Source organism: Delftia sp. CH05, from assembly GCF_009827015.1.
Lineage (GTDB): Bacteria > Pseudomonadota > Gammaproteobacteria > Burkholderiales > Burkholderiaceae_C > Comamonas > Comamonas tsuruhatensis.
Genome location: NZ_WUMG01000061.1, coordinates 1 through 14,315, shown reverse-complemented (window position 1 = coordinate 14,315; position 14,315 = coordinate 1). Strand labels below are relative to the sequence as shown.

At 64.6% G+C, this 14,315-nt stretch carries 12 protein-coding genes and 1 pseudogene; 7 read left to right on the top strand and 6 right to left on the bottom strand.

The features are described 5' to 3' along the window. Nucleotides 1–2: 2 nt before the first annotated feature. The 4 genes and pseudogenes from GRX31_RS27875 to azu all read left to right on the top strand — a co-directional run bounded on the left by GRX31_RS27875 (nucleotide 3) and on the right by azu (nucleotide 3,699). On the top strand, nucleotides 3–1,214 hold the full coding sequence (locus GRX31_RS27875; protein WP_160855805.1) for an ABC transporter substrate-binding protein: 1,212 nt from the start codon (nucleotides 3–5) through the stop codon (nucleotides 1,212–1,214). Further along, nucleotides 1,211–2,298: pseudogene (locus GRX31_RS27870) on the top strand (FecCD family ABC transporter permease). The gene GRX31_RS27875 and the pseudogene GRX31_RS27870 overlap by 4 nt, the downstream one beginning before the upstream one ends. Further along, complete coding sequence (locus GRX31_RS27865; protein WP_160855803.1) at nucleotides 2,295–3,161, top strand: ATP-binding cassette domain-containing protein; 867 nt, start codon at nucleotides 2,295–2,297, stop codon at nucleotides 3,159–3,161. The pseudogene GRX31_RS27870 and the gene GRX31_RS27865 overlap by 4 nt, the downstream one beginning before the upstream one ends. A 46-nt stretch (nucleotides 3,162–3,207) precedes the next feature. Continuing rightward, a complete protein-coding gene (gene azu, locus GRX31_RS27860; RefSeq protein ID WP_160855801.1) occupies nucleotides 3,208–3,699 on the top strand; it encodes an azurin in 492 nt (163 codons plus the stop codon). 42 nt (nucleotides 3,700–3,741) lie between these two features. On the opposite strand, the gene GRX31_RS27855 is transcribed toward azu, so the two are convergent. From GRX31_RS27855 to GRX31_RS27835, 5 genes are all read right to left on the bottom strand, one after another. After that, the gene (locus GRX31_RS27855; protein WP_016447025.1) at nucleotides 3,742–4,179 is read right to left on the bottom strand and encodes an OsmC family protein; all 438 of its coding nucleotides are present in this window, start codon (nucleotides 4,177–4,179) and stop codon (nucleotides 3,742–3,744) included. 158 nt (nucleotides 4,180–4,337) lie between these two features. Continuing rightward, entirely contained in the window at nucleotides 4,338–5,741 is a 1,404-nt protein-coding gene (locus GRX31_RS27850; protein WP_202396745.1) for an MFS transporter, read from the bottom strand. Nucleotides 5,742–5,861: 120 nt separating this feature from the next. After that, entirely contained in the window at nucleotides 5,862–7,103 is a 1,242-nt protein-coding gene (locus tag GRX31_RS27845; RefSeq protein ID WP_237426799.1) for a hypothetical protein, read from the bottom strand. A gap of 53 nt (nucleotides 7,104–7,156) precedes the next feature. Continuing rightward, on the bottom strand, nucleotides 7,157–9,610 hold the full coding sequence (locus GRX31_RS27840; protein WP_160855797.1) for a hypothetical protein: 2,454 nt from the start codon (nucleotides 9,608–9,610) through the stop codon (nucleotides 7,157–7,159). 65 nt (nucleotides 9,611–9,675) lie between these two features. Continuing rightward, nucleotides 9,676–10,914 (bottom strand): alpha-xenorhabdolysin family binary toxin subunit A, encoded by a 1,239-nt coding sequence (locus GRX31_RS27835; RefSeq protein WP_012205723.1) that lies wholly within the window; start codon nucleotides 10,912–10,914, stop codon nucleotides 9,676–9,678. Between the two features lie 489 nt (nucleotides 10,915–11,403). Here GRX31_RS27835 and GRX31_RS27830 point away from each other — a divergent pair, with 489 nt between their 5' ends. After that, on the top strand, nucleotides 11,404–12,339 hold the full coding sequence (locus GRX31_RS27830; RefSeq protein ID WP_160855795.1) for a restriction endonuclease: 936 nt from the start codon (nucleotides 11,404–11,406) through the stop codon (nucleotides 12,337–12,339). Nucleotides 12,340–12,397: 58 nt separating this feature from the next. Here GRX31_RS27830 and GRX31_RS30950 read toward each other — a convergent pair whose 3' ends face one another. Continuing rightward, a complete protein-coding gene (locus GRX31_RS30950) occupies nucleotides 12,398–12,499 on the bottom strand; it encodes a hypothetical protein (RefSeq protein WP_237426798.1) in 102 nt (33 codons plus the stop codon). Nucleotides 12,500–12,773: 274 nt separating this feature from the next. Between GRX31_RS30950 and GRX31_RS27820 the strand changes: the two genes are divergently transcribed. Together GRX31_RS27820 and GRX31_RS31210 are read left to right on the top strand one after the other, a co-directional pair. Next, on the top strand, nucleotides 12,774–13,571 hold the full coding sequence (locus GRX31_RS27820; RefSeq protein WP_160855793.1) for a hypothetical protein: 798 nt from the start codon (nucleotides 12,774–12,776) through the stop codon (nucleotides 13,569–13,571). A 202-nt stretch (nucleotides 13,572–13,773) separates the two neighbouring features. Continuing rightward, nucleotides 13,774–13,848, top strand: a complete 75-nt coding sequence (locus GRX31_RS31210) for a DUF1010 domain-containing protein (RefSeq protein ID WP_442874099.1) — start codon at nucleotides 13,774–13,776, stop codon at nucleotides 13,846–13,848. The last annotated feature ends 467 nt before the right edge of the window (nucleotides 13,849–14,315 follow it).

The window sequence follows — 14,315 nt, the reverse complement described above, 5'->3', positions numbered from 1 at the left end:
CCATGACATCCACCAAACGTCTCCCTACACGCCGCACCCTGCTGGCGCTGGCCGCAGCCTGCGCCGCCGCCCTGCTGTCCGCCTCCGCGCTTGCGGCGTCGCCTGCCGGCACCGCTGCCAATGCACCGGCCGCCACCGTGGTCGACATCGTCGGCCGCACGGTCGAAATTCCCGCCAAGGTGGACCGCATCCTGCTGGGCGAGGGCCGCTTCCTCTACGCCCTGGCCCTGATCGAGGGTGACCAGCCCCTGGCCCGCATCGCCGGGTGGCAGGGCGAGCTGCCCTTCGCCGACCCCAACGGCTATGCCGACTACCGGCGCCGCTTCCCGGCCATAGACCGCATCCCGGTCATCGGCCGCACCTCGGAAGACAGCGTCAGCGCCGAGCAATCGGTCTCCACCCGGCCCGACATCGCCATCTTCGGCCTGGGCGGACATGGGCCGGGGCGCCAGAGCAGCCTGGTCAACGATCTCAAGAAGGCCGGCGTGCCCGTGGTCTTCATCGACTTTCGCGCCCAACCCGTGCGCAACACCCTGGCCAGCATGCGCATCCTGGGCAAGGCCGTGCACCGCGAGGAACAGGCCGAGGCCTATGCGCGCTTCTACGAGCAGCACCTGCAGCAGGTGCGCCAGAGCGTGGAGGGCATTCCCACCAGCCAGCGCCCGCGCGTCTTCGCCGAGCTGCTGGCCGGCGTCTGGGACGGCTGCTGCCACACCGTGGGCAAGGGCAACATGGGCGAGTTCATCGAGGCGGCCGGCGGCATCAACGTCGCGGCCGCCAAGGTGCCCGGCGCCATCGGCGACATGCACCAGGAAGCCCTGATCGCCGCCGACCCCGAGGTCTACATCGCCACCGGCAGCCGCCCGCAGAGCAACCGCCTCATGCTCAAGGCCGGCAGCGGCGTGGCGCCGGCCGACCTCTCGGCCAGCCTGCAGGCGCTGACCGCGCGCCCCGGTTTCGACGTGCTGGGCGCCGTTCACCAGGGCCGCGCCCACGGCCTGTGGCACAACTTCTACGACGCGCCCACCAATATCCTGGCCATCGAGGCCATGGCCAAGTGGTTCTACCCAGAGCGCTTTGGCGACATCGATCCCCAGGCCACACTGGACGAGATCAACCGCCGCTTCCTGCCCGCCCTGCCCATGCACGGCGCCTTCTGGAGCGATGCGCCTGCCAAGGCAGCGGCCACAGCGGCCAGCGGAGCCGCGCGATGAACATGGCCGCCGACCTGCCCGTGGAGCTCGCCAGCCCGGCCGCCAATGCAGCACCGCTGGCCAGGGGCTACCGGCGCCTGACCGCCCTGCGCGTGCTGGTGCTGGCCCTGCTGGCTGCGGCCATCGTGGGCGCGCTGCTGCTGGACTTCACCACCGGCCCCTCCGGGCTGGCGCTGGACCAGTTGATCGCCACCCTGGGCCATGCCGACCAGGCGCCGCCTGCGCTGCGCGTCATCGTCTGGGACATTCGCCTGCCCTACGCCTTGATGGCCGTGGCCGTGGGCCTGGCCCTGGGCCTGGCCGGCGCCGAGATGCAGACAGTGCTGGCCAACCCGCTGGCCAGCCCGTTCACGCTGGGCCTGTCCTCGGCCGCCGCCTTTGGCGCGGCCCTGGCCATCGTGCTGGACTGCAGCCTGCCCGGCGTGCCCACGGCCTGGGCCGTGCCTGCCAACGCCTTCCTGTTCGCCATGGCCTCGGCCCTGCTGCTGGATCTGGTGGCGCGCTGGGGCGGCATGAGCGCATCGGGCGTGGTGCTGTTCGGCATTGCCCTGGTGTTCAGCTTCAACGCCCTGGTCTCGCTGCTGCAGTTCGTGGCCACGGCCGAGGCGCTGCAGGGCCTGGTCTTCTGGACCATGGGCAGCCTCTCGCGCGCCACCTGGCCCAAGGTGGCCGGGCTGGCCGCCGCGCTGGCCCTGGTGCTGCCGTTCTCGCTGCTCAACGCCTGGCGCCTCACCGCCTTGCGCCTGGGCGAGGACCGTGCCGCCAGCTTTGGCGTGGACGTGCGCCGCCTGCGCCTGGGTGCCCTGCTGCGCATCAGCCTGCTGGCCGCGCTGTCCGTGGCCTTTGTGGGCAGCATCGGCTTCATCGGCCTGGTGGCACCGCACATCGCGCGCCGCATGGTGGGGGATGACCACCGCTTCTACCTGCCCGCCGCCGCCCTGGTCGGCGCGCTGGTGCTGTCGCTGGCCTCGGTGGCCTCCAAGACGCTGATCCCGGGCGTGATCATCCGGTGGGCATCGTCACCTCGCTGGTGGGCATTCCCTTCTTCCTGGCCATCGTGCTGCGCACGCGGGGGCGGACATGAGCACCACCCTAAACACCTCCCTGAACACCCCGCACTTCGCACCCACCTATCTGCCACCTCTCACGCAAGATGGTCTGCAGATCGAGGGTCTCAGCGTCTCCTCCGGGCGCCGACGCGTCATCGAATCGCTGGACATCGCCCCGCTGCGCGCCGGCACGCTCACCGTGGTGCTGGGGCCCAACGGCAGCGGCAAATCCACCCTGCTGCGTGCCCTGGCCGGCCTGGTGCGCGCCCAGGGCAGCATCACGCTGGAAGGCCAGGAACTGCAGCACGCCAGCCTGGCCGAGCGCGCGCGCCGCATCGTCTACCTGCCCCAGGCCCTGCCGGCCGCCGTGCACCTGCGCGTCATCGAATCACTGCTGGCCGCGCGCAGGGCCTCGCCACACACCACGCGCCCGCAGCAGGCCGGCTCCCCGGATGCGGTCACCCAGGCTGCCGCCCTGCTTGAGCACCTGGGCATCGCCCACCTGGCCATGCGCCATCTGGATGAGCTGTCTGGCGGCCAGTCCCAACTTGCAGGCCTGGCCCAGGCCCTGATCCGCGAACCGCGCGTGCTGCTGCTGGACGAACCCCTGTCTGCCCTGGACCTCAACCACCAGTTCCACGTCATGCAGCTGGTGCGCGAGCAAACGCGCCGCCACGGCATGACCACCCTGGTCGTACTGCACGACCTGGGCGCAGCCCTGCGCCGCGCCGACCGCGTCATCGTGCTCAAGCAAGGCCAGCTGCTGGCCGACGGCCCGCCCGCCCAAGCCGTCACCCCCGCCCTGCTGGCCCGCGTCTACGGCGTGCAGGCCCGGGTGGAGCCCTGCTCCCAGGGCCTGCCCCAGGTCATCGTGGACGGGCTGACGGCTGCGGCCTGAGCCCGGTCGCCGATTCCAGATCCATCCGCTTTTTTGGAGATTCCGAATGCATACCCGCATCACCGCCGCCGCTGCCTTGCTGGCCGCCTTCTGCCTGAACGCCCAGGCCCAGCATGCCCACCCCACGCCCGCATCCAGCGTGGCCCATCCCGCCTGCGAAACCACCATTGAAGGCCAGCCCGGCAAACGCTTCAGCCTGGCGGAAATCCGCGTCAGCGCGCGCTGCGAGAACTTCACCGTCCACCTGGTCCACACCGGCAGGAAGCCCTGGCAGGAAGCCGGCCACAACTGGGTGCTGGCCCGCAGCGCCGACATCGACGCCGTGATCGCCGACGGCCTGCAAGCCGGCCCAGACCGGGCCTGGGTGGACCACGCCGACGCACGTGTCATCGCCGCCACGCAAATGCTGTCGGGCGGCGAGCACGCCTCGGTCACCTTCCCCGTGGCGCGCCTGCGCAAGGGCGAGAGCTATACCTACTTTTGCTCGTATCCCTCGCATGCGCTGCCCATGCGGGGAAGGCTGGTACTGGAGGATTGAGGCCGCGTCACCGCGCGGCAAAGGCCCAAAGGGCCTGCGCGTTCAATGCAGCAGCGTCGCCACCAAGGTCACTTCGGGCACGCCTGCCAGTGCCTTGGACAGCGGGCACTGGGACTTGGCCTCCTGGGCGATTTTCTGGAACTGCGCATCGTCGATACCGGGCACCTTGGCCTGCAGCGTGAGGGCAATGCGGTCGATCTTGAAGCCCTCGCCATCCTTGGCAAGCCGGACCTTGGCCGTGGTGTCCAGCATCTCGGTGGCGATGCCCGCCTTCTCGCAGGCAAAGGCAAAGGCCATCGTGAAACACGCCGCATGTGCGGCGCCCACGATCTCCTCGGGATTCGTTCCCTTGCGGTCATCCCCGAAGCGGCTGCCGAACCCGTAGGGATGGTCCTTGAGCGCGCCGGTCTCCGTGCTGATGCGGCCCTGGCCGGTCTTGCCTGCACCTTCCCAATGGACGGAAGCGGTTTTCTCGGACATGTGTTTCTCCTGTGCGTTGGTTGGACAAGCCGCCATCACAGCACAGGCGCCACGGGGCAAGGCGTGGTCCCGGGGCGCGCCAGCCCCTGCGCGCACGTCCTACAGAGCCAGGCTTAAACACTCATCCAGCGATCTTTGTGATGGCAAAGCCGGCCCCCTCACCCCACAAACACCTGCCGCGTATCCGTTCGCCCCACGATCACCGCCGCCAACACCGCCGCCCCCGCCGCAACCCCAAAATTCGCCAGATAGGCCGCATGGGCCGAAGTCTCCAGCAAAGCCGCGAACAGCGATCCGCCAATGGCCAGGGTGGCCGCCACGGCAATGGCCTCGCACAGCTGCAGGGCCGAGCTGTTGGCGCCCTGCTCGCCGGGCGCGGACATGGACAACGTGAGCACCGACAGGCTTGCCGACAGCAGGCCCATGCCCAGCCCCGACACGATCCAGCCCACCACCGCCACCCACACGGGCACGGCCGGCCAGGCCACGGATGCCGTCAGCAGCACACCCGCCAGCACCGCGCTGGTGCCCACACGCAGGAAGCGGTGGCGGCTCCAGCCGTTGCGGCTGTGTCCCTGGTACCAGGAGGCCGAACACCAGCCCAGCGCACCCGCGCTCAGCACCAGCCCCGCCATGGGCGCTGACAGCCCGTGCTCGCGCGCCAGCACCAGCGGCAGGAACGCCTCGGCCCCGAAGAACGCCGCAAACACCAGCCCGCGCAAGGCGATCACGCTGGGCAGCCCGCGCCCGGCGCGCAGCGTGCCGGCCGGCAAGAGCTTCCAGGTGCAGACCAGCGACAAGGCCGCGGCCACCGCCACCGCACCCAAGGCGCCCGCCGATTGCCTTTGCCCGCCCACATACAGAAGGCAGATGCCCGTGGCCGCGCCCAGGGCCCACAGCCCGCGCCGCACACCGCCCTGCATGCCCTGGCCATGGCCGCCCAGGCCCTGGAGCGACGGGCGCAGCATCGCCCCGGCCGGCAAGGCCAGCAGGGGCACGCCCAGGAACACCCAGCGCCAGCCCAGGTGCTCCACCACCAGGCCGCTCAACGCCGGCCCTACCAGCGCGGGCACCACCCAGGCCGTGGCAAACGCCGCAAAAATGCGCCGCCGCAGTGCCTCGGGATACCGCCGGCCCACCAGCACGTACAGCGCCACCGACATGCCACCGGCCCCCAGCCCCTGAACCAGCCGCCCCGCCAGAAACACCGGCATGGAAGGCGCAAAGCCCGCCAGCAGCAGCCCCGCCACAAAACACGCCATGCCAGACCACAGCGTCGCCGCCGGCCCGCGCGCGTCGCACCAGCCGCCGGCCACCGTCATACCCACCACGCTGGTGGCCAGGGTCACGCCAAAGGCAACCGCGTACAGCGGCACCCCATCGAGCGCGCGGGCCACCGCTGGCATGGCGGTGGCCACGGCCAGGGCCTCAAAGGCAATCAAGGCCACCAGCGAGACGATGCCGATCGTCGTCAGGCGGTAGGGGGAGGACAGGATGGACCAGCTCTCGGCGGTCGTCGGCCGGACCTGATCGTCCAGCGTGAGGGAATCTTGATGGGGCATGGATGCTTCTTGGTTGCAGGGTCTGCGCCGGCCATGGCGCAGTGCCATGGCGACGAGAAGCCTGGAGCATGCAACCTCAAGTGCGGTTGAGATCAAGGGGGTCCTGCCCCCTGGCACCTCTTACCGCTCGATCACACGCCAATACTGGCCAGAGGAGCGGCTGGTGGCCGGCAGCATGACGGCAATGCCATTGTTATTGGCCGTATCCAGCACGACGGCATCCGACAGGAAGCGGTTGTAGAGATGGAACTGGCCCGGCAGGTCGCTGGGCGCACAGCGCCACTGCTGGCCGCTGAAGCGTGGGGAGTCTCCCGCTGACGCCGTCATCTTCAGTTCAAGATGCGATTTCCCGGCCACGCTGGTGACATCGAGCGCCATGGTGCCCGGTCCGAACGCCGCATTCTGGACCAGCCAGTAGCCCTTGCCGGTGCGCATGAACCTCCATCTGTCGGCGCCCAGAATCATGGCCGGGAAGGAAATCTGCCATGGCTTGACGTTGTACAGCCCCGGGGGCGACACAAGGCCCGTGCCCTGCAGCAGCGCTACCGCGTTGCGCCTTTCGCTCCAATACAGGTTCTGCAGCCCGACCCATTGACGGTCCTTGAGCATGGGGCATTGGTCGTACAGGTAGTCGCCCGTCTCGTAGCGCCCAAATTCCGCATTGCTGAGCCGCTGGGCCGAGAGCGCGTGCGCCTCGGCGGAGATCCGTGCCAGTTCCCGCATGGCGGCCGTCATGGCGATCAAGGGCGCGGATGAACCACGCACCGGCCTCACCGGCAAGATACGGCGAGCATTTGCAAGGTCGGAGGCCACGGCCCGCCAGCGCAATGCCAGGGTGCTGAATTCCGTTGCCATCGCCTGCGGCGCGGGCCCAAGGCGGACCACCGCGTTTGCCGGTGGCGGCTGCCTGGCATGGTGCGCGGCGGCCACGCGAAGCAGCGAGGCATGACTTTCCATTTGCGCCACGACGGGTGCAGCCGCCGCAATGGCCGCATCCATCTCCGTCTCGACGGCTGCGACACCCGCATTCCACCGGGCCTCGTCCAGCGGTGCGTCGGGGGTCAGCGAAACGGCATCCAGCTGGTCGCACAGCTGCTGCAAACGCCCGACGGCCTGCCCCAGCTTTTGCACCGTATCGGCCAGCCCGTCGATACGGGCACGCAGCGTGCCCCAAGCGGCCGATGCCGCCTTCAGCGCAGGGAACGACTGCATGCTCTCCAGGCTCCTTACCAGCGTCATGCGGCCGCTGGCATCGTCCAGATCCAGCCCGGTCAGGAACGAGAACTCGGCGATATCGGTCCATACCTGCCGTGCGACTGGCTCACGCGCGGGCTCGGCTTCGACGCGGCAGCTCGCTGCCATGGCGCCACCGCAGCACAGCGCCGTGGCAGCGGCGGGCAGCCACAGAAGCCGGCTCATCTGGCGGCAGTGCCGGCCATCAGCAGGCGCAGGGCCCGAGGCGCTGCCGGCATCCGTCGGGGCTCCAACACTTCGATCAGCCACGTCGTGAACGGCGTCGGGCAGACATCTCCCAGGTGCTGCGAGAACTCGATCTGGTCGCCGGCGTAGGTGAAGTTGATCTTCAGGGGCGAGCAGAAAAGCCTCTCGTCCCCGTTGCCCGTGCTGTCGTGAAAATCGCTGCCGGTCACCATGTCGATATCGATGCGCTGGGCCGAGGCATCGGCAAACTCCAGCCAGGCCTGCACCGACGAAAGGCGGATGCGGCGGTAGCTGGCCAGTGCCGGATGGCTGGTGGCAATGGACAGGCTGATGGGCTGCCCATGCGCCAGCTGCTGCAGCAGCGCGGCGTCAGTGACCCGCAATTCCCGCCGCAGATCCCCTTGGGTCCTCGCATTGGCCGCCTGCGCGCTGGCGTGGTCTGCCAGCAGGGTGGCGTGTGCATCTGCCATGGCAGCGGCCGTGCCCGGCATCGAAAGACGGTGGCCGGGCTGCTTGCCTGTCTCGTAGGCCTGTGCGGCGCGGACCCCGAAGCAGTCCACGAAGAAGCCGCGGCGCGCACTTTCTGCCCTGAGGGTGATTTCCCCCTGCAGCCGCGAGCTGCGCTCCAGCTCTGTCAGCGCCTGCTGCTCCAGCGCCTGCAGGCGCTTGCGCTTGCCGATCACCGCAACGTACTCCAGCTTCAGCGTGGCAAGCTCACGGGCAATGGCATTCTTGGATGCGCTTTGCTCTGCCAGCAGGCGGCCATAGACGGCCACTTTCTGCACCTGTGTCTTGAGGGTGTTGGCGGTGTTGCGCACGGCCGCCTCGGTGCCTTCCGTGGCAAGCACCAGATCCAGCCGGTTGACTGCATCGTTTTCCAGCACCGTCCAGGCGGCCTTGGCTTCATTGGCATCCGGCATGAGCGCAAGTGCACGCATGGTGTCGCCCAGTTCCCGGGAAATCCCCTCGACATCCAGCCCGCCCAGCGGCCCACGGATCACCGGCAGCACCGCATTCAATGCGCCCTTGGCGGGATCCACCAGATTCTTGAGCGTGCTGGAGTTGTGCCTGGCCCATTGCAGCGGAATGGCAAACGACTGGCCCAGCGCCTTCAGCGCCTTGAGCGGGCCGTCTATGCTGCCGCCAAGCGTCTTGGCCTGCCCGTACAAGTCCTTCAGGCCGAGCACGCCTTTCTGACCGGTCTCGGTCAACGCCTTCGGATCGGGCGGCACGCCCACGCACAGGGCGGCCACACTGCCCGCGACTGCGATGACGCCAAAGGCGATTTCCAGGCTCATCTTCACGGTGCGCACGATCTGGGCAACGTCGCTCGCCAGCTTCAGCCGCATGGCGGCAAGTTCCGCTTCAAGCTCCTCCTGGCGCACTGTGCGTGCGGCGCGGTCAAGGGCCTCGATCTGCTGAATCAACCGCTGCTCCAGCTCGGTGCAACGTGCCTCCAGCGTCTTGAGGTCCAAGGTATCCCGGTCGGCAAACGCCTGCGCGACGCTGCCCACGGCACCTGCCAGCTCGCCGCTGGCGCGCAGGCTGCGCAGGTGGGCCTCCATGGCCGCCATCACCTCCTGCCGGGCCTTGGCCAGCGACAGATAGCTGCCGGCGCTCAGATCAGGAATCGGCCTGGCCAGCCCGTCAACACCCATGACCGGCAGCAGACGCTGCAGCGAACCCGCCGCCTGGATCAACTCGCCAAACCCGGACTCGACCCCTGACCAGCGCGTGATCCAGCCCAGCGCCTCATGGCACAACGCCAGTTCGGCCGCGCTGTGGTCGCTATGGCCGGGCCTGCCCGCCATGCCGGCGCTCAGGGCAAACAGCGCGGCCAGCACCCTGTGCATCGGCTCGCCATGCTCCAGCAGGCCGGGCGGCACGGGGGTGCGCTTCACCACAGCCCGGTTGTCCTGCCACAGGAAATTGCTGAACTGCGGCCGCGTCACCGTGTCCCAGGCCTCCTCCAGCGCATAAGGGGTGTCGCGCGTGGGGCCGCCGTACAGCGTGAACCGGCCCTCCACGGCTTCCACGAAAATGCGCACCCTGCTGAGCTCGTTGTCCGCGTCATGCAGCATGCGCAGCACCGTCGTGCCTTCGGAAACAATGCGGCGGGCAATCACCGTCAGCCGCCGCACCGCGCCGTCAAGCCGCCTGTCGAACCCCTCGGGCACCACCACGGTATCGGCATGGATGTCCAGCGCCTGCAGGCCGGCCGCGTCGGCCTCGTCCAGCAACACCTTCAGGTCCACCACCAGGTCGGCCACGATGCCGAAGGGATTGAAGCTGCCGTCCGGCGCCCGGCCACCGCTGCAGACCAGCGGCCCTGGCGGCACCAGGCCCTCGGCACGGTAGCGATCGATCAGGGTTCGCAATTCAATGGGAGTCATCGCGGCAGTGAGCGCGGGAGTCATTGCTGAAGTCATGGCGGGTGGTTCCAGGTAAGGCACTGCACCTGTGCAGCGGTGGGACAAAGGCCGGAGCAGATCGCTCAGGCTGCCTTCTTGCTGGCAAGCTCCACCAGTTGGTCCACGCTCTGCGCCTTCTTCGGCGTGCCGCCAAAACGGCGGAAATGGTCTGCCTGTCCGGCGACACGCGCCCAGCCCTTCTTGGCCGTGCCCAGCACCACCGTCAGGCTGAACCAGTTTTCCCCTTGCAGGGACTTGCGGCCTGTGGTGCTCAAGACCTTGTGTATGTTGCCCAGATCGGCAGAAATCGCACGCCATGCCTCGCCCAGCGTCTTGAGCTTGGGACCCAGGTCTTCAATGCTCTTGCTGATGCTGTCAAAGCGATCATTGCTTCGGTTGTAGTAGCCGATGAATCGCTCGTTCGTGGCCATCGTGGCCTGGATGGTTCTCACCTCATCCACCTTCTCGGCAATCTTCCTGCGCGTGACCGCAAGGTCCGCACCCACACCGATATCCACCCCCGCCAGAATCAGCGGCCCGAAAAGCGGAATGGCCAGATAGGCTGGAGACGTGGACAGCACGATGACTTCATCCTTTTCCTTGCGGCGCAGGGCCTTCAAGTCGTTCTCCAGCTTCTCCACGGCGGCCTTCAGCTTCTGGTTGGCAGCACCCTCGGCGCCCAGAGTGGTCGTAAACTTTTGCTTTTGTCCATTGAATGCGGTCTTGCAGGCATTCAGGCGCATCAGTATTCCGTTGCCGTTGTCAAGAATGGAGTTCTGCAGCGCAAAGGCACGCACCGATCGTGCATTGGCGTCTTCAATCAACTGCTCCAGCGCGCTGCTGAAATTGCGCTTGATCTGCTCCGAACGCCCGCTGGGCGTATCGCTTTCCCAAACCTTGACCAGGGCCTTCCATTTCGCTTCCACCGCCGGCTCCGCCGATGGGGTGGGCGCCCCCTCCAGATCAAAACGGTCCACCAGCTCGATCAGCCGTTCATAGGTGGTTGCCGCCACATCGTTGTACTGAACGATATCGTCGGCAAGGGTCAGCATCTTGTCCTGCACATCGGCCTTGAACTTCTGGCCGACACCCTTGAGCGTGACGAACAGCTCCACCGCTTCGGAAAACTCCGGCCTGAAAGCATCCTGCTTCTGCATGCCCAGCATGGCGCGCATCAGCTCCGTGGTGGTCGGGTTGTCGGTGACTGCAGACTCGAAGAACGTCGTCAGCCCGATCCAGTCCTCTGAACTGAGAACGGAAATTCCCTTGTAGATATCGGCAGACGGTGTGAATGCATTCGTTGAATTTGCAGGGTCGGACATGGCGAAGGCTCCTGATGGTGAAAGGCCGGATTCGGCCTCGAATCGGTGTGCAAACAAGCGGCGGCGTTGAAGAAATGACCGCACCGCAGTCATCGCCCGCCCTCCTTTTGCGCTCCAGTCGACCGGATGCTAGGTAGCCGCCATGGCCCTGTATGTCCCCCAAACAAGTGACACAAATTCATACAGCACTGGAGATAAGGACAGCCGCAGGACTGCTCTCTCACATCCCAAGGCTCCTGTCACCTGCGCGACTCACGGCAATGAGCACGGTCGCTCCATTGCCTCAAACGGCAAGTCTCCACAATTGCATAGGCCAGGCTTGCATTGCCCGCTACTCAATCAATAGCAAATAGCAAGAATTGACTGCCATTTCAGAAAAAATTGCCATTGTCAATTTCTATGGATTTCATCACACCCATTGACCAGGGAATGCATTCAGTCCTCAAATGTCGCAAAATGCTTTGCAATTGAAGCAAGGGAGGCGCAGGAGTGGCAAGAAAAAGCAAGTCCAGCACGGCAGAAGACCTCATGGATCTGATCACCATGCTGCCCTGGTGGGTCGGCATTGCATTGGCAGTTTCCTGCTACATGGTGTTGCGCTCCATTGCCATCCGCCCCCTGCCTGCAGCACAAAGCCCGCAGCAAATCGGCCAATTGGCCACAACAGCCATATGGCAGGGCCTGGCTACCGGTGGTCAGTACATCCTGCCCATCATCTGCTTGAGCGGCGCGGCCATTTCCGCCGTGCGCAAGCGCCGCCGCAGCCAGTTGGTCGAAACCACCTCGGCCAGTTCCAGTGCGGATGCGCTGCAGAACATGTCCTGGCGGGAATTTGAAACGCTGGTGGGTGAGGAATTTCGGCGGCGCGGCTACAGCGTCAGGGAAACCGGTGGCTACGGTCCCGATGGTGGCGTGGACCTGGTCCTCTCGAAGGATGGCGAAAAGACACTGGTGCAATGCAAGCAGTGGAAAGCCTTCAAGGTGGGCGTTTGCACGGTGCGCGAGCTATATGGAGTCATGGCGGCTGATGGGGCCGCTGCCGGCTTTGTGGTGACTTCTGGCCGATTTACTCAGGAGGCTGTGGCGTTTGCTGCAGGGAGGAATATCCACCTCATGGACGGCGCCGCGCTCATGAAATTGCTCAAGGAGGCAAAGGCCCAGACAGGAGCGGCTTCAACCATCAAGGCCCGGACTTCTGCCCCTTTGGCGAGCCCCGTGCCTGTATCCGGGCCCATCAAGACGGAACCCACTTTTCACACAATGCGACCGGCCGCTTCCCCAATACCCGGCTGTCCTCAATGCGGGAAAGCCATGGTTCAGCGTGTTGCCAAGCGAGGGCCTGCGGCTGGGAAGGCGTTTTGGGGGTGTTCGGCGTTTGGTGCGGGGTGTCGGGGGACTCGGGAGATGGCTGGGAATGGAGTTTAGTTTGGAGATGGCCTGTTTTCGACCCTGAGCTGCCGTCCAGCTAGAAGCTCCAAAGGCGTCATCCAGCCATGATGGCCAGAAAACCTCCAATTTCCATCTGCCCCATGTCGCGTGGATGCCGCAAACCGTGCCATTTCACGAACATGCGCACCCATTGCATATAGGCCTGCTCGGTGAGTAGGTCATACTGTTTGTAACGAATTTGCTCACGGACCTGGTCTCAGCAACCGTGTTGCGCGCAATACAGGAGAGGAGGCTTGTCTCATGGTTGAATTTAGTACTGTGCTTCCATACATAATGTGCACCGTCAAGCTAGGCTATAAGCCCATTCCCGCGTTTTTTCGTGCCAATTTAGACCGCAAACGCCAGAGATGGCCGGCGGCTTGGTGCGGTCTAGATTACGTTAGCGCCTTACCACACCAAGGAGGAACACAATGCGCACACTGACCGGGTTCTTGTTCTTGATCGCTGCAATTTCTATGCAGACAGGTTGTAGTACCTTTACTCCACCTGCCCAGATGGAGCAGATCAAAGAAACTGGTACGTACTGGCTCAATTACAGTTCAGACAGACGAGGAGCCATAGTACGAACATCGAATGAGGCTACAGATTCTGGCTCAATCAAGGTATGTGCGGAGCCAGCGCCAGATACAAGCAACAACTTTGAGCTTCAGGGTACTTTGAAAAAGGATGCCGTTGGTGAAGCATCAGCACAGGCAGGGCAAAGCGTCATTATTCTCCCAGGGCGCAGTTCCAACGTCCTTAGCCTCCGGGAATCTCTCTATCGCTTGTGCGAATTATCCATCAATCGACCTGACATCCCTGCATCAGATTTAATGACCGCTTTCAACAAAGTTATTATTGCAATAACTCAATATGCGGAAGCGGATGCAGCGAAATCAGCCGCAACTACGGAAGCTGTCATCAAGTCAATAACGTCGCATTCTCCCAACAGTAATGCATTTGTGACTGCAAAAGACACAGAGCGTAGTGGATTCGAGAACATCGCAAATGGAAATTTCTCGGCCGCATTGACTGATTTTTCAAACGTAGAAGACCTGTACCCAGGCTACCACAATGCCTTTGAGATTCGAAATGCTCTGAAAGGTGCTCTTGCCGACGGCAAGGTCGATGAGACGGAAAAGCAGGCTCTCTTGCGCAACATTGTTAGCAAGTGGTCTTGGGGAGCTCCAAGCGATTTGCTTATCAAAATCAAGTCGCAGATCAAGTGACCACCGGCTCTAACATGGCGCTCAAGCCGAGCATCCTTCGGCGGTCGGCTTAGCTTTTTCGTTAGGCCTAATTACTATGACACTTGAAGAATTTGAAGTCCAAAAATGACAGATCCTGCATTCTCTTCGCCGGTTTCAAGCCATTTTTGTTTCTAGCGCTTTACCAGCAAGCACCACCAACTATCGTTGTGGTAGCACTGGTTTGCTTCCGGCCTTCGGGTATAACTCAGCAGTCAAGCGGACTTGCCTAAGGCAAGCCGCTTACTTTGGCCGTTGAACCTCACAGAAGCCGATGGACGCGCTGGTGTCGTTACTAATTCCAGCGGACAGCCTTCGGCTGCCGCTGAATTCAAACGTTGAGCGTCTGTTTTCATCTGGGGCCATTGGCCGCTCCTGGCCGAGAGCAGTCCTCAATAGCCCAGCTCTCCACATGCTCCCAACGCTGCTAGCAACCGCAAAAGCACCCAGAAAGGCCACGCATTACGTGCGTGGCCTTTCTGGGTGCTTTTGCGGTTGCTAGCAGCGTTGGGAGCATGTGGAGAGCTGGGCTATTGAGGACGGCTCTCGGCCAGGAGCGGCCAATGGCCCCAGATGAAAACAGACGCTCAACGTTTGAATTCAGCGGCAGCCGAAGGCGAAGGCTGTCCGCTGGAATTAGTAACGACACCAGCGCGTCCATCGGCTTCTGTGAGGGTCAACGGCCAAAGTACACGGCTTGCCTTGGGCAAGTCCGCTTGACTGCGG

Excerpts from the sequence above, each read along its gene's own strand:
- GRX31_RS27875 (WP_160855805.1), top strand. The coding sequence starts at position 3 with ATGACATCCACCAAACGTCTCCCTACACGCCGCACCCTGCTGGCGCTG.
- GRX31_RS27865 (WP_160855803.1), top strand. The coding sequence starts at position 2,295 with ATGAGCACCACCCTAAACACCTCCCTGAACACCCCGCACTTCGCACCC.
- azu (WP_160855801.1), top strand. The coding sequence starts at position 3,208 with ATGCATACCCGCATCACCGCCGCCGCTGCCTTGCTGGCCGCCTTCTGC.
- GRX31_RS27855 (WP_016447025.1), bottom strand. The coding sequence starts at position 4,179 with ATGTCCGAGAAAACCGCTTCCGTCCATTGGGAAGGTGCAGGCAAGACC.
- GRX31_RS27850 (WP_202396745.1), bottom strand. The coding sequence starts at position 5,741 with ATGCCCCATCAAGATTCCCTCACGCTGGACGATCAGGTCCGGCCGACG.
- GRX31_RS27845 (WP_237426799.1), bottom strand. The coding sequence starts at position 7,103 with ATGGCAGCGAGCTGCCGCGTCGAAGCCGAGCCCGCGCGTGAGCCAGTC.
- GRX31_RS27840 (WP_160855797.1), bottom strand. The coding sequence starts at position 9,610 with ATGACTTCAGCAATGACTCCCGCGCTCACTGCCGCGATGACTCCCATT.
- GRX31_RS27835 (WP_012205723.1), bottom strand. The coding sequence starts at position 10,914 with ATGTCCGACCCTGCAAATTCAACGAATGCATTCACACCGTCTGCCGAT.
- GRX31_RS30950 (WP_237426798.1), bottom strand. The coding sequence starts at position 12,499 with ATGCAATGGGTGCGCATGTTCGTGAAATGGCACGGTTTGCGGCATCCA.
- GRX31_RS27820 (WP_160855793.1), top strand. The coding sequence starts at position 12,774 with ATGCGCACACTGACCGGGTTCTTGTTCTTGATCGCTGCAATTTCTATG.